General features: G+C 69.3%; 10 protein-coding genes and 1 pseudogene. 4 read left to right on the top strand and 7 right to left on the bottom strand.

Annotated features, from left to right (window positions below; translation table 11 throughout):
* The first annotated feature begins 88 nt into the window (after positions 1-88).
* Both Q0L89_RS14610 and serA read left to right on the top strand, forming a co-directional pair.
* The gene (locus tag Q0L89_RS14610; RefSeq protein ID WP_296766580.1) at positions 89-1,243 is read left to right on the top strand and encodes a phosphoserine transaminase; all 1,155 of its coding nucleotides are present in this window, start codon (positions 89-91) and stop codon (positions 1,241-1,243) included.
* An 83-nt stretch (positions 1,244-1,326) separates the two neighbouring features.
* On the top strand, positions 1,327-2,922 hold the full coding sequence (gene serA, locus Q0L89_RS14615; protein ID WP_296766582.1) for a phosphoglycerate dehydrogenase: 1,596 nt from the start codon (positions 1,327-1,329) through the stop codon (positions 2,920-2,922).
* A gap of 56 nt (positions 2,923-2,978) precedes the next feature.
* On the opposite strand, the gene Q0L89_RS14620 is transcribed toward serA, so the two are convergent.
* Positions 2,979-3,356 (bottom strand): hypothetical protein, encoded by a 378-nt coding sequence (locus tag Q0L89_RS14620; RefSeq protein ID WP_296766584.1) that lies wholly within the window; start codon positions 3,354-3,356, stop codon positions 2,979-2,981.
* 211 nt (positions 3,357-3,567) lie between these two features.
* On the opposite strand from Q0L89_RS14620, the gene Q0L89_RS14625 reads away from it, so the two are divergent.
* The gene (locus Q0L89_RS14625; RefSeq protein WP_296766586.1) at positions 3,568-4,743 is read left to right on the top strand and encodes an acetyl-CoA C-acyltransferase family protein; all 1,176 of its coding nucleotides are present in this window, start codon (positions 3,568-3,570) and stop codon (positions 4,741-4,743) included.
* Between the two features lie 89 nt (positions 4,744-4,832).
* Here Q0L89_RS14625 and pbpC read toward each other — a convergent pair whose 3' ends face one another.
* Positions 4,833-6,884: a penicillin-binding protein 1C gene (pbpC, locus tag Q0L89_RS14630; protein WP_296766588.1), complete on the bottom strand. Its 2,052-nt coding sequence runs from the start codon at positions 6,882-6,884 to the stop codon at positions 4,833-4,835.
* Entirely contained in the window at positions 6,884-12,367 is a 5,484-nt protein-coding gene (locus tag Q0L89_RS14635; protein ID WP_296766591.1) for an alpha-2-macroglobulin family protein, read from the bottom strand. The genes pbpC and Q0L89_RS14635 overlap by 1 nt, the downstream gene beginning before the upstream one ends.
* Before the next feature lie 162 nt (positions 12,368-12,529).
* Between Q0L89_RS14635 and Q0L89_RS14640 the strand changes: the two genes are divergently transcribed.
* A complete protein-coding gene (locus Q0L89_RS14640) occupies positions 12,530-14,314 on the top strand; it encodes an ATP-binding protein (protein ID WP_296766594.1) in 1,785 nt (594 codons plus the stop codon).
* Here the strand turns inward: Q0L89_RS14640 and yaaA are convergent, their stop codons facing one another.
* The 4 genes and pseudogenes from yaaA to glyA all read right to left on the bottom strand — a co-directional run.
* The gene (yaaA, locus tag Q0L89_RS14645; RefSeq protein ID WP_296766596.1) at positions 14,315-15,079 is read right to left on the bottom strand and encodes a peroxide stress protein YaaA; all 765 of its coding nucleotides are present in this window, start codon (positions 15,077-15,079) and stop codon (positions 14,315-14,317) included. It lies immediately after the preceding gene.
* A 34-nt stretch (positions 15,080-15,113) separates the two neighbouring features.
* Positions 15,114-17,162, bottom strand: coding sequence for a DNA helicase RecQ (recQ, locus tag Q0L89_RS14650; RefSeq protein ID WP_296766599.1), 2,049 nt, complete (start codon positions 17,160-17,162; stop codon positions 15,114-15,116).
* An 80-nt stretch (positions 17,163-17,242) separates the two neighbouring features.
* Positions 17,243-17,527 carry a YggT family protein gene (locus tag Q0L89_RS14655; protein WP_296766600.1) on the bottom strand — a complete coding sequence of 95 codons (285 nt, stop codon included), beginning with the start codon at positions 17,525-17,527 and terminating at the stop codon, positions 17,243-17,245.
* 91 nt (positions 17,528-17,618) lie between these two features.
* A pseudogene (gene glyA / locus Q0L89_RS14660) lies at positions 17,619-17,799 on the bottom strand (serine hydroxymethyltransferase); the annotation flags it as partial.

Consider the following 17,799-nt stretch of genomic DNA (forward strand, 5'->3'; position numbering starts at 1 on the left):
ACGGTTGTGAAACCCGCCGAACGCCGGTACATGCGGTGGCGGGACACCCCTCCCCAACGAGGGGCGCTTATCTGGAAGGGTAGCAAAAATGACGACTGAACAACCGGCAACGCGGCCGGCCAACCCGCGTTTTTCCTCCGGCCCCTGTGCCAAGATCCCCACCTTCACCCTCGACAAGCTGGCAGACGCGCCCCTGGGCCGCAGCCACCGCGCCGCCGTGGGCAAGGCCAAGCTGAAAGCCGCCATCGAAGGCACGCGCGAGGTGCTGGGCATCCCCGCCGATTACCGCATCGGCATCGTGCCCGCCTCCGACACCGGGGCGTTCGAAATGGCGATGTGGTCGATGCTGGGCGAACGCCCGGTCGAGATGGTCGCGTGGGAATCCTTCGGCGACGGCTGGGTCACCGACGCGGTCAAGCAGCTCAAGATCAACGCCACCGTGCACGAGGCCCCCTACGGGCGCATCGTGAATATGGCGACGCTGAACTACGACAACGACGTGTGCTTTACCTGGAACGGCACCACCAGCGGCGTGCGCGTGCCCTCGGGCGACGTGATCCCGGCCGACCGCGCCGGCCTGACGCTGTGCGACGCGACCAGCGCCGCCTTCGCCATGGATCTTCCCTGGGACAAGCTGGATGTGACGACCTTTTCCTGGCAGAAGGTGCTGGGCGGCGAGGCAGCGCATGGCATGCTTGTCCTGTCCCCGCGCGCGGTCGAACGGCTTGAAAGCTACACACCGGCCTGGCCGCTGCCCAAGATTTTCCGCCTGACCAAGGGCGGCAAGCTCAACGAAGGCATCTTCGAGGGCGCCACCATCAACACGCCCTCGATGCTGGCGGTCGAGGATTACCTCGTCGCGCTGGATTGGGCGCGCGATGTCGGTGGGCTCAAGGGCCTGATCGCACGCGCCGACGCCAACGCGCAGGCCATCTGGGATTTCTGCGAGACCCGCGACTGGATCGCCAACCTGGCCGAAGACCCGGCGACGCGCTCGAACACCAGCGTATGCCTGAAGTTCACCGACGCGCGCATCAAGGACGGCGCGGCCTTCGCCAAGGCGGTGCAGAAACGGCTCGAGTCCGAAGGCGTCGCGTTCGACGTGGGCGCCTATCGCGACGCTCCGGCCGGCCTGCGCATCTGGTGCGGTGGCACGGTGGAAACCGCCGACATAAAGGCGCTTCTGCCCTGGGTCGACTGGGCCTTCGACGCCGAGATCGCGGCGCTTGGCGAAACGGCGTGACGCCGATTTCTTGAAAAAAACGTCCCGGAGTCTTTTCAAGACCCCGGGGCCTACTCCTGAATCTTCGTTAAAGGACCACGCACATGGCTCCCAAAGTACTCGTTTCCGACAAGCTTTCCGAAACCGCGGTGCAGATCTTCCGTGATCGCGGCATCGACGTCGATTTCCAGCCCGACCTCGGCAAGGACAAGGACAAGCTGCTCGAAGTCATCGGCAACTACGACGGTCTGGCGATCCGCTCGGCCACCAAGGTGACCGAGAAGATCCTCGATGCCGCAGAACACCTCAAGGTGATCGGCCGCGCCGGGATCGGCACCGATAACGTCGACAAGGACGCCGCCTCGCAAAAGGGCGTGATCGTGATGAACACGCCTTTCGGCAACTCGATCACCACCGCCGAGCACGCCATCGCGATGATGTTCGCCATCGCGCGCCAGATCCCCGCGGCCAGCGTCAGCACCCAGGCAGGCAAGTGGGAAAAATCGAAATTCATGGGCGTCGAGCTGACCGGCAAGACCCTGGGTGTCATCGGTGCCGGCAACATCGGCTCGATCGTCTGCGACCGCGCCCGCGGCCTGCGCATGAAGGTGGTCGCCTATGACCCGTTCCTGTCCTCGGAAAAGGCCGCGAAGATGGGCGTCGAGAAGGTCGAGCTGGATGACCTGCTGGCGCGGGCCGATTTCATCACCCTGCACGTGCCGCTGATCGACGCGACGCGCAACATCCTGTCGCGCGAGAACCTCGAAAAGACCAAGAAGGGCGTGCGCATCATCAACTGCGCGCGTGGCGGGCTGGTCGACGAACAGGCAGTCGCCGACCTGATCCAGTCCGGCCATATCGGCGGCGCCGGCTTCGATGTCTTCACTCAGGAACCGGCGACCGAGAACCCGCTTTTCGGCCTGCCCAACGTGGTCTGCACGCCGCACCTCGGCGCCGCCACCACCGAGGCACAGGAAAACGTCGCCCTGCAAGTGGCCGAACAGATGTCGGATTACCTGCTGACCGGCGCGGTGACCAACGCGCTCAACATGCCCTCGGTTACCGCCGAAGAGGCCAAGGTGATGGGCCCCTGGATCAAGCTGGCCGATCACCTCGGCAGCTTCATCGGCCAGATGACCGACGAGCCGATCAAGGCCATCAACATCCTCTACGACGGCGTGGTATCCCGGATGAACCTGGAGGCGCTCAACTGCTCGGTCGTGGCGGGGATCATGAAACGCTTCAACCCCGACGTGAACATGGTCAGCGCGCCGGTGGTCGCCAAGGAACGCGGCATCAAGATCAGCACCACAAACCAGGACAAGTCGGGCGCCTTCGAAGGCTACATGAAAGTCACCGTTGTCACCGCCAAGCGTGAACGCTCGGTCGCCGGCACGGTGTTCTCGGACGGCAAGCCGCGCTTCATCCAGATCAAGGGCATCAACATCGATGCCGAGGTCGGGCGCCACATGCTCTATACCACCAACGAAGACGTGCCCGGTATCATCGGCACCCTGGGCAAGACGATGGGCGAGGCCGGGTCGAACATCGCCAACTTCACGCTCGGGCGGTCGGCTTCGGGCGGCGAGGCGATCGCGCTTCTCTACGTGGATGCACCCGTGGCGCCGGACACGCTCAAGGCGCTCGAGGCGACGGGCCTCTTCCGGCAGGTCAAGCCGCTGCAGTTCGACGTCGACTGACGTTCGCCACCGCGGGCCCCATCGCGCGCCGCCCCCGGGGGGCGGCGCGTTTCGTTTCAGGCGCCTTCGCGCCCCGCGTTGCGCAGCACGATCAACAGGAAAAGCAGCATAGACCCCAGGGTCAGGAACGAGCCGGCCTTGGCCAGGGTTTCGCCGGTTTCGCGCACCGCCATGACGATTCCCGGAACGATGGCGATCACCCCGAGCGCCGCAAGCGCGAAATGCAGTTTCGGCAGAACACCCTGCGCGGCGGCCGGGCTGACGTGGTAGTAGACCCCGAACAGCGCAAGCGTCACCCACCCCAGGAGGTTCAGGTGCGCATGTGCCGGTGCCAGCAAGTGATCCTTTGTCGCCGACATCTGTATACCCCAGGACATGCCGACAATCGCTGCCACGACGCCCAGAACGAAGAAATAAAGTGCAAGTCCCCTCATCGGTTTCACTCCCCTTTCACTCCCCTGTGTGCCCCCTCGTCTCGCGCGCGGGGGTGCCTGCAGAATATATCGCGTTGGCCTGTCGGGGAACTCCCATTGTTGTGCTAACGACATGGCGCGCCCGGCGGCGAAAAAATGACGGAACGTCCCCCTGCCCTTCGCGCGGATGCTGCGCTAGCATTGCGCCAAAGCTTCAGGATGCGAGGACAAGATGAGCGACATTGTGATACTCGGCGGCACCCGGACCGCGATCGGAACATTCGGCGGCGCACTGGCCGGCGTGCCCCCCACCCGGCTTGGCGCGATCGTCGCCGGCGAGGCGCTGAAACGCGCCGGGCTGGCCCCCGACAGGATCGGCCACGTCGTCTTCGGCACCGTCATCAACACCGAGCCGCGCGACATGTACCTCAGCCGCGTCGCCGCGATCGAGGCCGGCATCCCCGACAGCACCCCGGCGATGAACGTCAATCGCCTGTGCGGGTCCGGGGCGCAGGCGGTGGTCTCGGCGGCGCAGGCGCTGATGCTGGGCGATGCCGATTTCGCGCTGGCCGGCGGCGCCGAGTCGATGTCGCGCGCGCCCTACATCGTGCCCGACCAGCGTTGGGGCGCCAAGATGGGCGACATCCGCACGCTCGACATGCTGCTGGGCACGCTCGCCTGCCCCTTCGGCAGCGGGCACATGGGGGTGACGGCCGAAAACGTGGCCGGCGAACACGGCATCACCCGCGCCGACCAGGACGACTTCGCCCTGCAAAGCCAGACCCGCGCAGCCGCCGCCATCGAGGCCGGATACTTCCGCGACCAGATCGTGCCGGTCGAGGTGCGCGCAAAGCGCGACACCGTGCAGTTCGACACCGACGAACACCCCAAGCCCACCAGCGCCGAGGCGCTCGCCGGCCTGCGCCCGGCGTTCCAGAAGGACGGCACCGTGACCGCCGGCAACGCCAGCGGCATCAACGACGGCGCCGCCGCGCTGGTACTGGCGCGCGCCGACGCAGCCGAAAAGGCCGGGCTGGCGCCCCGCGCGCGCATCCTGGGCTATGCCCATGCGGGCGTCCGCCCCGAGGTGATGGGCATCGGCCCGGTCCCGGCGGTGGAGGCGCTATTTGAAAAGACCAGCCTCGCCGCAGGCGATTTCGACCTCGTCGAATCGAACGAGGCATTCGCCGCGCAAGCCGTCGCGGTCAACCGCAAGCTCGGCCTCGACCCGGCGATCGTGAACCCCAATGGCGGCGCCATCGCCCTGGGGCACCCCGTGGGTGCCACCGGCGCCATCCTGATGGTCAAGGCGCTACACGAACTGGAGCGTACCGGCGGCAAGCGCGCCCTGATCACCATGTGCATCGGCGGCGGTCAGGGCATCGCGCTGGCAATCGAACGCGGCTGAGCGCCCGAGCGCGGCAGGCGACACCAGGAGCATTTGCGCCAAGATCAAGCATCGAGCGTGGCAAAGCCACGCCGATGCGTCAGGCCGGGTCAGTCAATGCGCAGCCGGGTACGATCGGCGCGGCCCTCGGCGTCGATCACCGTCAGGGTCAGGAAACCGCGCCCCGGGTCCGGTAGCGTGACCTCGCGCCGCCGCGCGCCGCTCAGCACCGGCCGGCCATTGGCCAGCCAACTGAACGGCGGCACGCCGGCGCGCACCTTGGCGACAAGGCCCGCCTCGCCCGGTATCAGCCGCACGCCTTCGGGCGGAAAGGCAAGCAGCGGCGCCGATGCCCGACCGCCATTTGCATCGCCCCCGCCCCCGAACACCCGCAGCGGCGCGGGGAGGTCGGCATTGCCGACCAGCAGCGCCCCGGCCGGCGGCGGCGGCAGCGGCGTTGACGCGGCGCCCAGCCGTTCGAACGCCGAAAACAGCACCGGCGCGGCCAAATCGCCGCCGAAGGCGCCGGGAACCGGGGTGCCATCGGGCCGCCCGATCCAGACACCGACGACGTGCGCCCCGTCAAAACCCAGGGCCCAGGCATCGCGGTGGCCATAGGACGTGCCGGTCTTGTACGCCAGCGGCAGGGCCGGTGCACCGTCCGGCGGCGCCAGCCGCGACAGCACTCGCCCCACCTGCCAGGCCGCCACCGGCCCGACGATTTGCTCCGGCGTTCCCTGCCTCGCCCGATCCCCCGCGGTGCCCCGGCGCCAGTGCAGCGGCACGGCGTGCCCGCCATTTGCCAGCCCCGCATAAAGCCGCACCAGCCCTTCCAGCCGCACCCCGACACCGCCCAGCGCCACCGCCAGCCCGGCGCGTCCGCCCGGCAACTCGGGCCGGACCCCGGCCCGGCGCAGCGCCGCCATCAACCGCGCCGGCCCCACCGCCCGCGTCAACCGCACGACCGGAATGTTGAGCGACAGGCGCAGCGCCTCGGCCGCGCGCACACGCCCACGGAACCGGCCATCGAAATTCTGCGGCGCGTAGCCGTCGAAATCGACCGGCGTGTCGTCGATCAGCGTTTCGGGATGCGCCATCCCCTGGTCGAAGGCCAGCGCATAGACCAGCGGCTTGAGCGTCGAACCGGGTGAGCGCAGCGCCCGCGTCATGTCCACGAAACCCGCCCGCGCCCCGGCGCGGTAACCGCCCGAACCGACCGCCGCCAGGATCGCGCCGCTGCGATGGTCGGCGACCATGATCGCGATCGACAGGCGCCGCGCACGGCCTTCGACCGTCTGGTGTGTCAGGCGTTCCAGCCGCCGCTGCAACGGCGCGTCAAGCGTCAGTTCGTGGCGCAGCGCCACCGGGTCGTCGGCGCGCGCCCGGTCAGCCATGTGGGGGGCCAGCGCCGGGAACGGGCGGCGCACGGTCGGCACCGGCGCGCGCGTGGCGACCGCGCGCGCCTCGACGCTCAGCACGCCGGCTTGCACCATGCGCGCCAGCACCCGGTCGCGCGCCGCGCGGGCGGCTTCGGGGTTCAGATCGGGGCGGCGCGCCTCGGGCGATTGCGGCAACGCCACCAGCAGCGCCGCCTGCGCCGGGGACAGGCGCGCGGGCTCTTTCCCGAACCACGCCAGCGTCGCGGCGCGCACCCCTTCGATATTGCCGCCGAACGGCGCCAGCGTCAGGTAAAGACCGAGGATCGCGTCCTTGTCCAGTTGCCGCTCCAGCGCCAGCGCGACGCGGATCTGGCGCAGCTTGCCCGCCCAACGCCCGGTGCTGCCGCGCTCCAGAAGGCGCGCCACCTGCATGCTCAGTGTCGAGGCACCCGACACGATGCGCCCGTTGGCCAGCGCCTGGCCGGCGGCGCGGATCATGGCGCGCGCATCCACCCCGCCATGCCGGTAGAACCGCTTGTCCTCGTAGGCCAGCAGCATCGCCAGGTAGAGCGGGTCCACCTGGTCGGCGCGCGCACCCAGCCGCCAGCGCCCGTCGGCCACGGTGTAGGCGCGTAGCAAACGGCCATCGCGGTCCACCACCTCGACGGAGGTCTCCACCGCCAGCAGCGGCAGCTCGGTGCGCGCCACCCAGCCATCCACCGCATCTCGCGCCAGCGCCACCGCGAACAGTGCCACGACCAGCAGCAGCGGCAGCACGCGCATCATGGCGTGACGGTCACGCGGCCCGCGGCGGTATGCGCGCGGTAGCGCGGGCGATACATATCCTCGACCGACGCCGCCGGGTGATGGAACCGCCCCGGCGACACCGCCCGCACCATGTAAGCCAGCCGCAGGGGCTCGGCATCGCGCCAGTCCACGGCGGCCAGAAAGCGGTCGGCGCGAAATTCGGCGTGTTCGGCGTGCGCCGTTTCAAGCCAGTCGAGCGCGGCGATATCACCAGCACGCAACAGGTTGGGGTTGTCGATCTCGAACCCCGCCGGCAGCGGGTCGGTCACCATCAGCCGCGCGCCGATGCGCTCGAACGGCGTGACCTTCAGCACCACCACCAGCCGTGTGCCCGCAGCCACGGTTTCGGGGCTGACCTCGCGCCCCTCGCGGGTGAAATAGCGCCGCTCGATCGCCATGCCCTGGCCGCCCGCCGTCACCCGCCCCTGCGGCACACCCAGCGTTGTCAGCGTGAAGTCGGCGGGGCGCGCGCGTGCATTGCCGATCCGAACCGGGGCAAAGCCGTGGTCGTCCTCCACCAGGCGCACCAGCGGCCCCTCGGCCGGAGTGCCGTTCAATGTCAGCCCCGCCGCCTCGGGCCGGTCGACCAGCGCATGCGCGGCCAGCAGCGACCACGCCGCCTCCTGCGTGGAAAGCGGCCCCTCCGCGGCGCCTGCGGCGACGCGCGCGACAAGCGCGGCGCCATCCACCCGGTCGCTGCCGGCGGCGGTGGCCAGCGCCAGCACCCCGGCCATGTCGCGCAGCGCGGTGCCGTAATCGGCGCGCCAGCGCGGCGCGTCGGGCGTCTCGTCGCCGGTCCGGTCCCGCGCGAGGCGGCGGGCGGCGCGGGCGAACATCGCGTCGGCGCGCACCGGGTCGCCATAGGCGGCCAGCGCCGCACCCAGTTGCGCCTGCGCCAGCGGGGTGGCGAAATTGTCGGCCTTCTGGTCGGCATAGTAGCGCAGATCGCCCATCACCGCCGCGCCCTCGCGCGCCAACACCATCAGCGCGTAGGCGACCGCCTCGCCGCCCGCATCGAAATCGGGGGCGTAATTGACACGGTTGCGCAGGTTGTCCAGCGCCGCCTCGAAGGCCGCATCGGGCACGTCGTGCCCTTCGGCGCGGGCGCGAGACAGGAAATCGGTGACATAGGCATCGAGCCAGAAATCACCCGACCCGGCGCGCCACAGGCCGAAACTGCCGCTACCCGACTGCCGGGTGAGGATGCGTCGGATCGCGCCGTTCACCCGTGCGGACAGATCGTCGCCCGCCTCCAGCCCCATCGCCTGTGCGACTCCGCCCAGGTAGAGCAACGGCATCGCCGCGCTGGCTAGTTGCTCGGTGCAGCCATAGGGGTAACGATCAAGCGTCGCGATCAGCCCCGGCGCATCCAGTCGTGCCACCGGCCCCGCCGACACGATCGCCGTGCCGGTGCCCGGGCGCAGCCCGGCGAACACGTCGCGGGTCAGCTCGAAACTTTCCCCCGCTGCCAACCGCAGCCGCTGCGTGCGCGCCACCGGCGGGTCGTTTGCGCGCACGCCAAGCACCAGGCGCTTGGTCAGTTGCCGCCCGTCCGGGGTGGTCAATGCCACGCGTAAGCCGTGGTCGCCGGGGGCATTGGCCGCGATCGGGATCGCGACGCGCGCCCGCCCGCCCTCGGCCAGGGTCACGCCCGAGGGCACATCGCCATGCGCGATTTCCAGTCCCGCATCGGCGGTCAGGTCAAGCCCCATGCGCCCGGCCGGGCCATCGGCATGGGTCAACTCCAGCAGCAGGCGCGATTCGTCTCCCGGCGCCATGAAGCGCGGCAGGCTGGTGGTCATCACCACCGGATCACGAACCGTGACATCGGCGCGCGCCTGCCCCACCGCCGAATCCGTCCACGCCACCGCCATCAGCCGCACGGTGCCGTTGAAATCGGGCATGTCGAAGCGCAGGTCGGCGCCCCCGTCGGGGCCCAGCGTGACCGGCCCGGTGAACTGCGCGACCAGGTCCTCGGTGGGCGGCGGCGCGTCGGTACGCGCGGCCCGCGCCGCATCGCCGCCAGAGCGCACCCGCCCCAGGGCGCCATTGCCGCTGTCGATCAGACGCCCGTAAAGGTCGCGGATCTCGACCCCGAGCCGCCGCTGCCCGAAGTAATGCGCCACCGGGTCGGGGCCGTCAAAACCGGTGAGGTTGAGAATCCCCACGTCCACCGCCGCGACGGTGACATGGGCGCGCGCGCCCTCGGGCAGGCCATTGATGTGCACGCGTGCCTCCAGCGGTCCGCGGGGGCGGACCACCTCGGGCGCCGTCAGCGCGACGTCAAGGCGCCGCGCGCCGGGGTCGACCCCGGCATGGGCAATCCCCAGCTCCCGCACCGGCGCGCGGCCCACGTCGCCCGCCACAGGGCGGATGACCGAGGCGCTGACATAGGCACCAGCCCCCCATTCGTCGGTCACCGGCAATTCGACGGTCGTCGCGCCCTCGCCCACCTCGACCGCGCGCATGGCGATCACCCGGTCGGACATCACCGTTATCACCGCCGTACCGGGATGGCGCGGCATCATGCGCAGGCGCGCCACGTCGCCGCTGCGATAGGCGGGCTTGTCCAGCGACATCTCCAGCATGTCGGGCGTGCTTGCCGCGTCCGCCGGCGCGTACCAGCCGGCGTGAAAGTCCACCGAACTGGCAGCATAGGGGCTGTCGCCCTCGCGGGTTTCGACAATCAGCTCGTAGCGCCCCCAGTCCACCGGCACGGCGACTTCCTGCGGTGTCGTGCTCAACATGGCCTCGCCGGCAGCGACGCGCGCCCGGCTGACAACCGGTTCCCAGTTCCAGTTGCCGTTCTGGCGATACCACTGATAGCGCGTCTCGACCCGGTTGAGCGTCCAGCGCACCGGCATCTCGGGCGCAGCACCCGCCGGGGCGACGGCGCGCAGATCGAAAGCCGCCTCGGCCCCCTGCCCCAGCGCCCCGTCGAAAAGCGGCCGGATGCCGATCATCGGCGCGCCCGGGCGCACCGGGCGCGAGATGCTGCGTTCCACCGGGCGGCCCGAGCCTTCGGTCACGCGAACGGTCAACTCGGCGGTGTAGGGGCGCGCCCCGCCGCCTGCCGGCAGATCGGGCAGGGTGACGGGCAACCGCGCCTTGCCGGCCTCGTCGGTGGTAGCGGCCGGCAAGGCGCGGGCGCGCGGCTCCGGCACCTCGTCATGGCGGCCAAAACGATAGCCGGGGTAGGCTTCGAGCCGGTTCGCAGGACGCAGGGTCACCATGCCCTCGACCGGCAGATCGGCACCCGGCGCCCCGAAGAGATAGCGCGCGGCAAGCTCCAGCGGCGCGGCACCGCCGGGGCGCAGCGGGCCGTCGGGCAGCGACAGTTCCAGGTCCAGCCGTTCGGGCAGGAAATCCTCGACCAGCACCGCGTCGCTGGCCAGCGCCGGCGTCTCGACATCGGCGCGAATCTCCAGCCGCCAGCCGCCGCGCGGCACGTCCGCACCCAGCGCGAAGTCGAACACATGGCCCCCGTCCAGCCCCTTGGCCGACACCTTGCGCGCGTATTCCACCCCGTCGGGGCGCAGCAGGATCGCCGTCAGCGGCAGGCCCTTCACCGCCTGTGCCCGCCCGTCGCGGGCAAGCGCGGTGGCATGGATCGTCTCACCGGCGCGGTAGGCGCCGCGATCGGTGGTCAGGAACACGTCCACCGGGCCGGCCGGGTCGCGCCCCGCCACGCCGCGGTCCGACAGATCGAAGGCCGGGTCGGTCAGCGACAGGAACGTCAGGTCGTCGCCCTTCCGCACCGTCACCATCGCCGGCGCCGCGCCGGCGGTGCCGCGCGTCAGGCCGGGCTCGAACCGCGCATGCCCCTGCGCATCGGTGCGGGCACTGTCGAGCACCCGGTTGGCGCGCGACAGCAGTTGCACCTCGGCCCCCGCACGCGGGGCGGCGTTGCCAAGGCCGCGCACCATGACGTGCAACCCGTCATTGCCCATCAGCGTCGTGACGCCCAGATCGGACAGCACGAACCACTGCGTCGCGCCGGGCTGATCGTGGTCGGGCCGCCCCGGAATTCGGGCGGTCAGCGCGTAGAGGCCCGGCGGCAGATCGGCGATCGCCGCCCCCATGGGCAGGCGCGTCGTCATGTCGGCGTTGAGGCTGTTTTCCACGTCGGCCTGCCCGGTCCAGACCTTCTCGGCGACCTCGCCGGCGAACCCGCGCAGGCGCCACTGGTCCAGCGGGCGGTTGAAATACCCCTCCTGCACGCTGCGCAGCAGGTTGCGGTCGGCAACGTGGCGCAAGGTCAGATCGACCCGGTCAAGGTTGACCGTGCGAATGGGCAGCGCCGCGTCCGCGCCGCGCGGCAGAACATAGGCACGGCCGGGAAACACCGCGCTCGGGCTGCGATCACGCACGTAAAGCGTCAGCGTCACGTCGCGGGCCAGTTCCTCGCCGCTGGCCGCCGGCAGGCCGCTGCGAAAGGTGACGCGATAGCGCTTGCCGTGCTTGACGCCTTCGACGCAAAGCTGCCGGCCCTCGGCCTGCACGGCCATGGTGGCATCGGGCACGCGCAGGTAAGGCGCGTAGTCCACCCCTGCCTTGACCAGCGGCTCGGAAAACTGCGCGCACAACCGCGGCTCGGCGCTGTCGGAATCGACCTCGTGGCCGGTGATGCGGAAACCGTACTTGCCGATCGCCTCGTCCAACATCTCGGCAATGTCCTGCCGCCCCGGCTGCGCCGCCTGCGCCAGGCGCAGCGCCGGGATCATGTCGCGCCCGCGGCGCTGCGTCTCCAGCGCGCGGGCCAGCACCGTCAGCGCCGCGGCCTCTTGCGTGGGGGCGGTGGCGCGCAGCGCCGCGTTGGTCGCAGCGGCGACAGCGCGGGCCTGCATCCGGTTCGCCTGCGCACCACTGTCGGTATCGACCTCCAGCGCAAGGCGCGCGTATTCGGCCCAAAGCGCGCTGCTGTCGGTCTGCGCCAGGGCCGCGCCGGTCCAGCGCAGCGCGCCGGGCAGATCGCCCGCCGCGCGCCGCTGCGCCGCCGCCTCAAGCAACTGCGCGGGCGCATACTGGCCGAAAGGGTGACGACGGCCCAACGCCTGCGCCTCGTCGCGGGCGTCGGCAAGGGTCTTCTCGCCAAGGAATTCCAGCGCCCGCGCGCGCGCATCGGCCTGCCGCAGAACCGCGCGGTCGGTGGCGCGCAACTCGGCCGAAAGCGCACCTTCGTAAGGCGCGCGCGCCTCGACGCCGCGCTTGGGAAAACAGGCATTCGAACGACTGTTGAAGGTGAACGCGTTGCAACGCGCATCCGCCACGCACGCCCTCTGGCAGGCCTCGAAGGTGGTGTCATAGAGCTTCTGCAAATCGCCGCCGGGGAAATCCACATCGCGGGTGACCACGGCGCGGCGGTCGGGTACATAGCTGTCCGACGCGCCCTGCGCCGCGGCGATCCCGGGCACCAGAAAAGCCGCCAGCAGGGCAACCGCGGAAATAATCCTGCGCATAATCGATCTCCCTCGCAATGCCATGAGCGTGCCACGCGGCACGCACGCTTGGCAACGATTCCTGCGCGGCGGGATCAGCACGCGCGCCCGCAGCCCTTAATCGCCTGTTCACCGCATTGGCCGATGCTGCCCAGCGACAACCGGGCGTGTCGGAGGACGGGCATGAGCCTTGCGAACAAACTGGCCGAGGAGCGCCGCGCGCGCCTTGCCGCCGAACGTCTGCTTGAACTCAAGCAGGCCGAACTGTTCGCCGCCAACCGCAAGCTGGGCCGCCACGCGCGCGCCCTGTCCGAAGAGATCACCCAGACCCGCGCCCAGGTACAGACGGTGCAGAACGAGAACCTGCGCGTGAAATCCGATCTCTCGGCGGCACAGGAAAAGATCCAGGTCGTAGAACGCCGCCTGTGGCAATCCATCCAGACCATCCGCGACGGCTTTGCCATCTTCGATTGCGACGACGCGATGATCACCGCCAACGATTCCTACCTCGTCATCTTCGACGGGCTGGAAGAGGTGCGCCCCGGCATCTCCTACGCGCGGGTACTGCAACTGCTGACCGAAGAAGGGATCGTGAACACCGAATCCCTCGCGCCCGCGGCGTGGCGCGACATGATGCTGGGGCGCTGGCAGTCACCGCGCCCCGATCCGGTGGTGATGCGGCTGTGGAACAACGAGTACATCAAGCTGATAGATCAGCGCGGCCCCGCCGGCGACGTGGTCACGCTGGGCCTCAACATCACCGAAACGGTGCGCCACGAACAGGCCCTGAAAGAAGCCCAGGAACGCGCCGAGGCGGCCAGCCGCGCCAAGTCGGCCTTCCTGGCCAACATGAGCCACGAGATCCGCACGCCGATGAACGGCGTCGTCGGCATGGCCGACCTGATGGCCGACACCGAGTTGAGCGAGGACCAGCGCCTGTATGTCGAAACCATCCGCCATTCGGGCGAGGCGCTGCTGTCGATCATCAACGACGTGCTGGACTATTCCAAGATCGAGGCCGACAAGCTGACCCTGCACCCCGAAGCCTTCGACCTGGAACGCTGCATCCATGAAATCGTGATGCTGCTGGCCCCCGCCGCGCGCGAAAAGGGGCTCGATATACGCGTCGATTACGACATGTTCCTGCCCACCATGCTGATCGGCGACCCGGGGCGCATCCGTCAGGTGCTGACCAACCTGATCGGCAACGCGGTCAAGTTCACGCATGAGGGGCATGTCCTGGTGCGGGTGGTCGGGGTGCAGCCCGGCGGCGGCGACACCGATGTGCACATCGCCGTCGAGGATACCGGCATCGGCATACCCCCCGACAAGATCGACCACGTCTTCGGCGAATTCAACCAGGTCGAGGACGAGCGCAACCGCCAGTTCGAAGGCACCGGGCTGGGCCTGTCGATCAGCCGCCGCCTGATCGAGATGATGGGCGGGCAGATCTGGGTCGAAAGCGAGGCAGGCACCGGCAGCGCCTTCGGTATCCGCCTGACCCTGCCCGCCGCCAGCACCGAGGAAGGCACCGCACCGCCCGCCCCCGACAACGGCACCGACAGCCCCGCCCGCACGATGCGCGTGCTCACCGCCGAGGATAACCGCACCAATCGGATGGTGTTCGACAAGATGGTGAAGGCGCTCGATATCGAGTTGCGTTTCGCCGCCAACGGCGAAGAGGCGGTGGAGCAATTCCGCGACTTCCGCCCCGACCTGATCTTCATGGATATCTCGATGCCGGGCATGGACGGCAAGCAGGCCACCGCCGAAATCCGCCGGATCGAGGCCGACACCGGCACCCACACCCCCATCCTTGCGCTGACCGCCCACGCCGTCGATGGCGACCGCGAGAACATCCTTTCCGCCGGGCTGGACGAATACCTTACCAAGCCGCTGAAAAAGGCCGCCATTGTCGAGGCGATCACCCGCCATGCCCCCGCGGGCGCCACCCCGCCGGGCGGGTAGTCAGCCCGGTGTGCCCCCGCGCACGAACACCATCCTGTCGCCCTCCGACATCTCCGGGCGGTAGCGATAACCGCCACTGTCGAAGTCGCGCAGCGCGTCCGGCTCGGTCAGCCGGTGCTGGATGATGTAGCGCGCCATGGCGCCGCGCGCGTGTTTGGCATGGAAGCTGACGATCTTGGGTCCGCCCTCGCGGTCCTCCATGAACACCGGGGTGATCACCCGCAGGCTCAGCGCCTTGTCCCGCACGGCGGCGAAATATTCCTGGCTGGCACAATTGACCAGCGTATCGGTCCCCAGCGCCGCGGCCTGGTCGTTGAGCGCCCGCGCGATTCTGTCGCCCCAGTAATCGTAAAGCGTCTTGCCGCGATCGGTGCGCAGGCGGCTGCCCATTTCCAGGCGGTAGGGCTCTATCTCGTCCAGCGGGCGCAACACCCCGTAGAGCCCCGAAAGGATGCGCAACCGGTCCTGCGCCCAGCGCATCTCATCATCGTCCAGGCTGGCGGCCTCCAACCCCTGGTAGGTATCTCCGGCAAAGGCCAGCGCGGCGGGCTTGGCCACCATCGCGCCGAAGTCGCGAAACCGCTCGGCATTGAGCCGCGCCAGCTTGTCGCTGATGCCCATCAGCTTTTGCAACTCCCCCACCGTCAGCCCCCGTGCCACTTCAACCAACTCGGCGGCTGCCTCGGCGAATTGCGGGCGGGTGGCGGCGACACCCTCCACCGGCGTCATGTCCAGCTTCTTGGCCGGCGATACCACGATCAGCATGGGCGCACTCCTGTGTTGGAACCTTGCCGCCGATCTAGCCCGCCGCGCGCAGAACGTCCAGAAACGCCGCGCCGAAGCGGTCCACCTTCATGTCGCCCATCCCCGAGATGCGCGCCATATCGGCCAGCGTCGCCGGGCGGCGTTCCGCGATCTGGCGCAGCGTGCCATGGGTACACGACAGGTATTTTTCCGTTCCCATCTCGCCGCGTGCCAGATCGGCCTGCGCCTGCGCGAGACGGTCGAAAATGTCGCCCGCCGCGCGCCCGGCCAGCTTGCGGCGGGTGGGATGAACGGTCTCGACCGCCCCGTTGATGACCTCGAGGAAAGCCGCGCCATAGCTTTCCAGCTTTTTTGCCCCCACTCCGCCAATATGCGCCATCGCGTCCAGGTCGGCGGGGCGCGTCTCGGCCATCTCGATCAGGGTGCGGACGTTGAAGATCATGTAGGCGGGCAGGTTCGCGCCCTCCGCCAGCGCCCGGCGCTTGGCCTTGAGCGCCGACAGCAGCGGCGCGTCCTCGTCCGAGACCAGCGCCCGCACCATGGGGCGCCGCGGCCCGGCGCGCACCCCGTCGCGGCGCAGGGTGATCTGTTCGAGATCGCGCAGGATCGGCAGCGCCCGGTCGGTCATGCGCAGCGCGCCGTGGCGCTCGGCATCGGGGCGGATCAGGTCGTGGCCCATCATCTGCCGGAAGATACCCTGCCACTGCGGGCGCGAAAACTCGCGCCCCACGCCGAAGGTGGGCAACCCGTCATGGCCGCGCGCGCGCAGCTTGTCGGTGGCGTTGCCGGTCAGGATGTCGATCAGGTGCCCGGCGCCGAACCGTTCCTCGGTGCGCAGGATCGCCGACAGCGCCTTGCGCACTGCCTGTGTGCCGTCGAACGTCTCGGGCGGGCGATCGCACAGATCGCAGGCGCCGCAGGGCTCGCCCAATGTCTCGCCGAAATAGGTCAGCAGGCTTTGGCGGCGGCATGTCAGCGCCTCGGCCAACCCCAGCAGCGCGTTGAGCCGGCCGTGGTCGGCGCCGCGCCGCTCGGCGGGGGCGAGCCCCTCGTCGATCTGGGTGCGGCGCAGGCGGATGTCGTCTGGGCCGTACAGCGTCAGCGTCTCGGCGGGCGCCCCGTCGCGGCCGGCGCGGCCGATCTCCTGGTAATAGGCCTCGATCGACTTGGGCAAATCGGCATGCGCCACCCAGCGTATGTCGGGCTTGTCCACGCCCATGCCGAAGGCCACCGTCGCCACCACGACCAAGCCATCGTCGTGCTGGAACCGGGTTTCGACCTCGCGCCGGGCCTGGGCCTCCATGCCACCGTGATAATGACAGGCGGTATGGCCGACCTCGCACAGCGCCCGCGCCAGACCTTCGGTCTTGGCGCGGGTGGCGCAATAGACGATCCCGGGCTGCCCCTTGCGCGCGGCGGCGAAATCCAGAATCTGCCACCGCGGCCCATCCTTGGCGGCAAAGGCCAGGTGGATGTTGGGCCGGTCGAACCCGTGCAGAAATGTGCGCGGCGCCTGCCCGGCGAACAGCCGCGCGACGATTTCCTCGCGGGTCTCGGCATCGGCAGTGGCGGTGAAAGCGGCCAGCGGCACGCCAAGCGCCTCCCTCAGCTCACCGATGCGAAGGTAATCGGGCCGGAAATCGTGGCCCCACTGGCTGACGCAATGCGCCTCGTCCACCGCGATCAGCCCCACGCCGATGCGCCGCAGCATGCCCAGCGTGCCACCCGACGACAGCCGCTCGGGCGCGATGTAAAGCAGTTTGAGCTGCCCCGCCTCAAGCGCCTCTCGCACGGCGTCGGTTTCCGCGTCGGTATTGCCCGATGTCAGCGCCCCCGCCGCAACCCCCGCCTCGCGCAGGGCGCGCACCTGGTCGCGCATCAGCGCGATCAGCGGCGAGATCACCACCGTCACGCCGTCGCGCATCAGGGCGGGCAGTTGAAAGCACAGCGACTTGCCGCCGCCGGTGGGCATGATCGCCAGCACGTTGTCGCCGCGGGCTACCGCCGCGACGATCTCTTCCTGGCCGGGGCGGAAGGCGTCAAAGCCGAATACCTGGCGCAATAGCGGCGCGGCGCCTGACATGGATCACCTGCAAGAATTACCAGATTTGCTCTTGCCGGAGTATTCACATACCAGACCTGCCCGGGCAAGCCCTGCCCGCGCTACCGCAGCAGCAATTCCGGCAGGATGTAGTCGCGCAGCGAAATGACGATGATGAACGCCACCAGCGGCGCCAGGTCCAGCGGGCGCGTGTCGGGCAGGATCCGCCGGATCGGGGCATAGATCGGCTCCAGCAGGCGGTTGAGCCCGTACCAGATCTGCGCCACCAGTTGCTGGCCGAGGTTGAGTACCTGGAAATTGATCAGCCAACTCATGATGATATGGGTGATCATGATGAAAAACGCCACGTCGAGCAGCAGTCGCAGGGGTCCGTAGATCGCCATCATGGGTCTGGTTCGTCCGTGTCAGGGATATGTTGGTCAAGACCTAAGCGTTCCGGCCGGCGCGGGCAAGGGGCCCGCGCGCGGCACGGGTGCGTCACCGGCCCGGGTACACCGGGAATTTTTCGCACATCTTCCGGACGTCGTCGCGGATGCGGGCCTCGGTTTCGGTGTTGGCGTCGGGGCCGTTGGCGGCCAGGCCATCGACGACCTCGGTGATCCACTGGCCGATGCGGCGGAACTCGGCCTCATTGAAGCCGCGCGTGGTGCCCGCCGGC

The sequence above is a fragment of the Sediminimonas sp. genome (assembly GCF_024637375.1).
In the GTDB taxonomy this organism is placed as follows: domain Bacteria; phylum Pseudomonadota; class Alphaproteobacteria; order Rhodobacterales; family Rhodobacteraceae; genus Sediminimonas.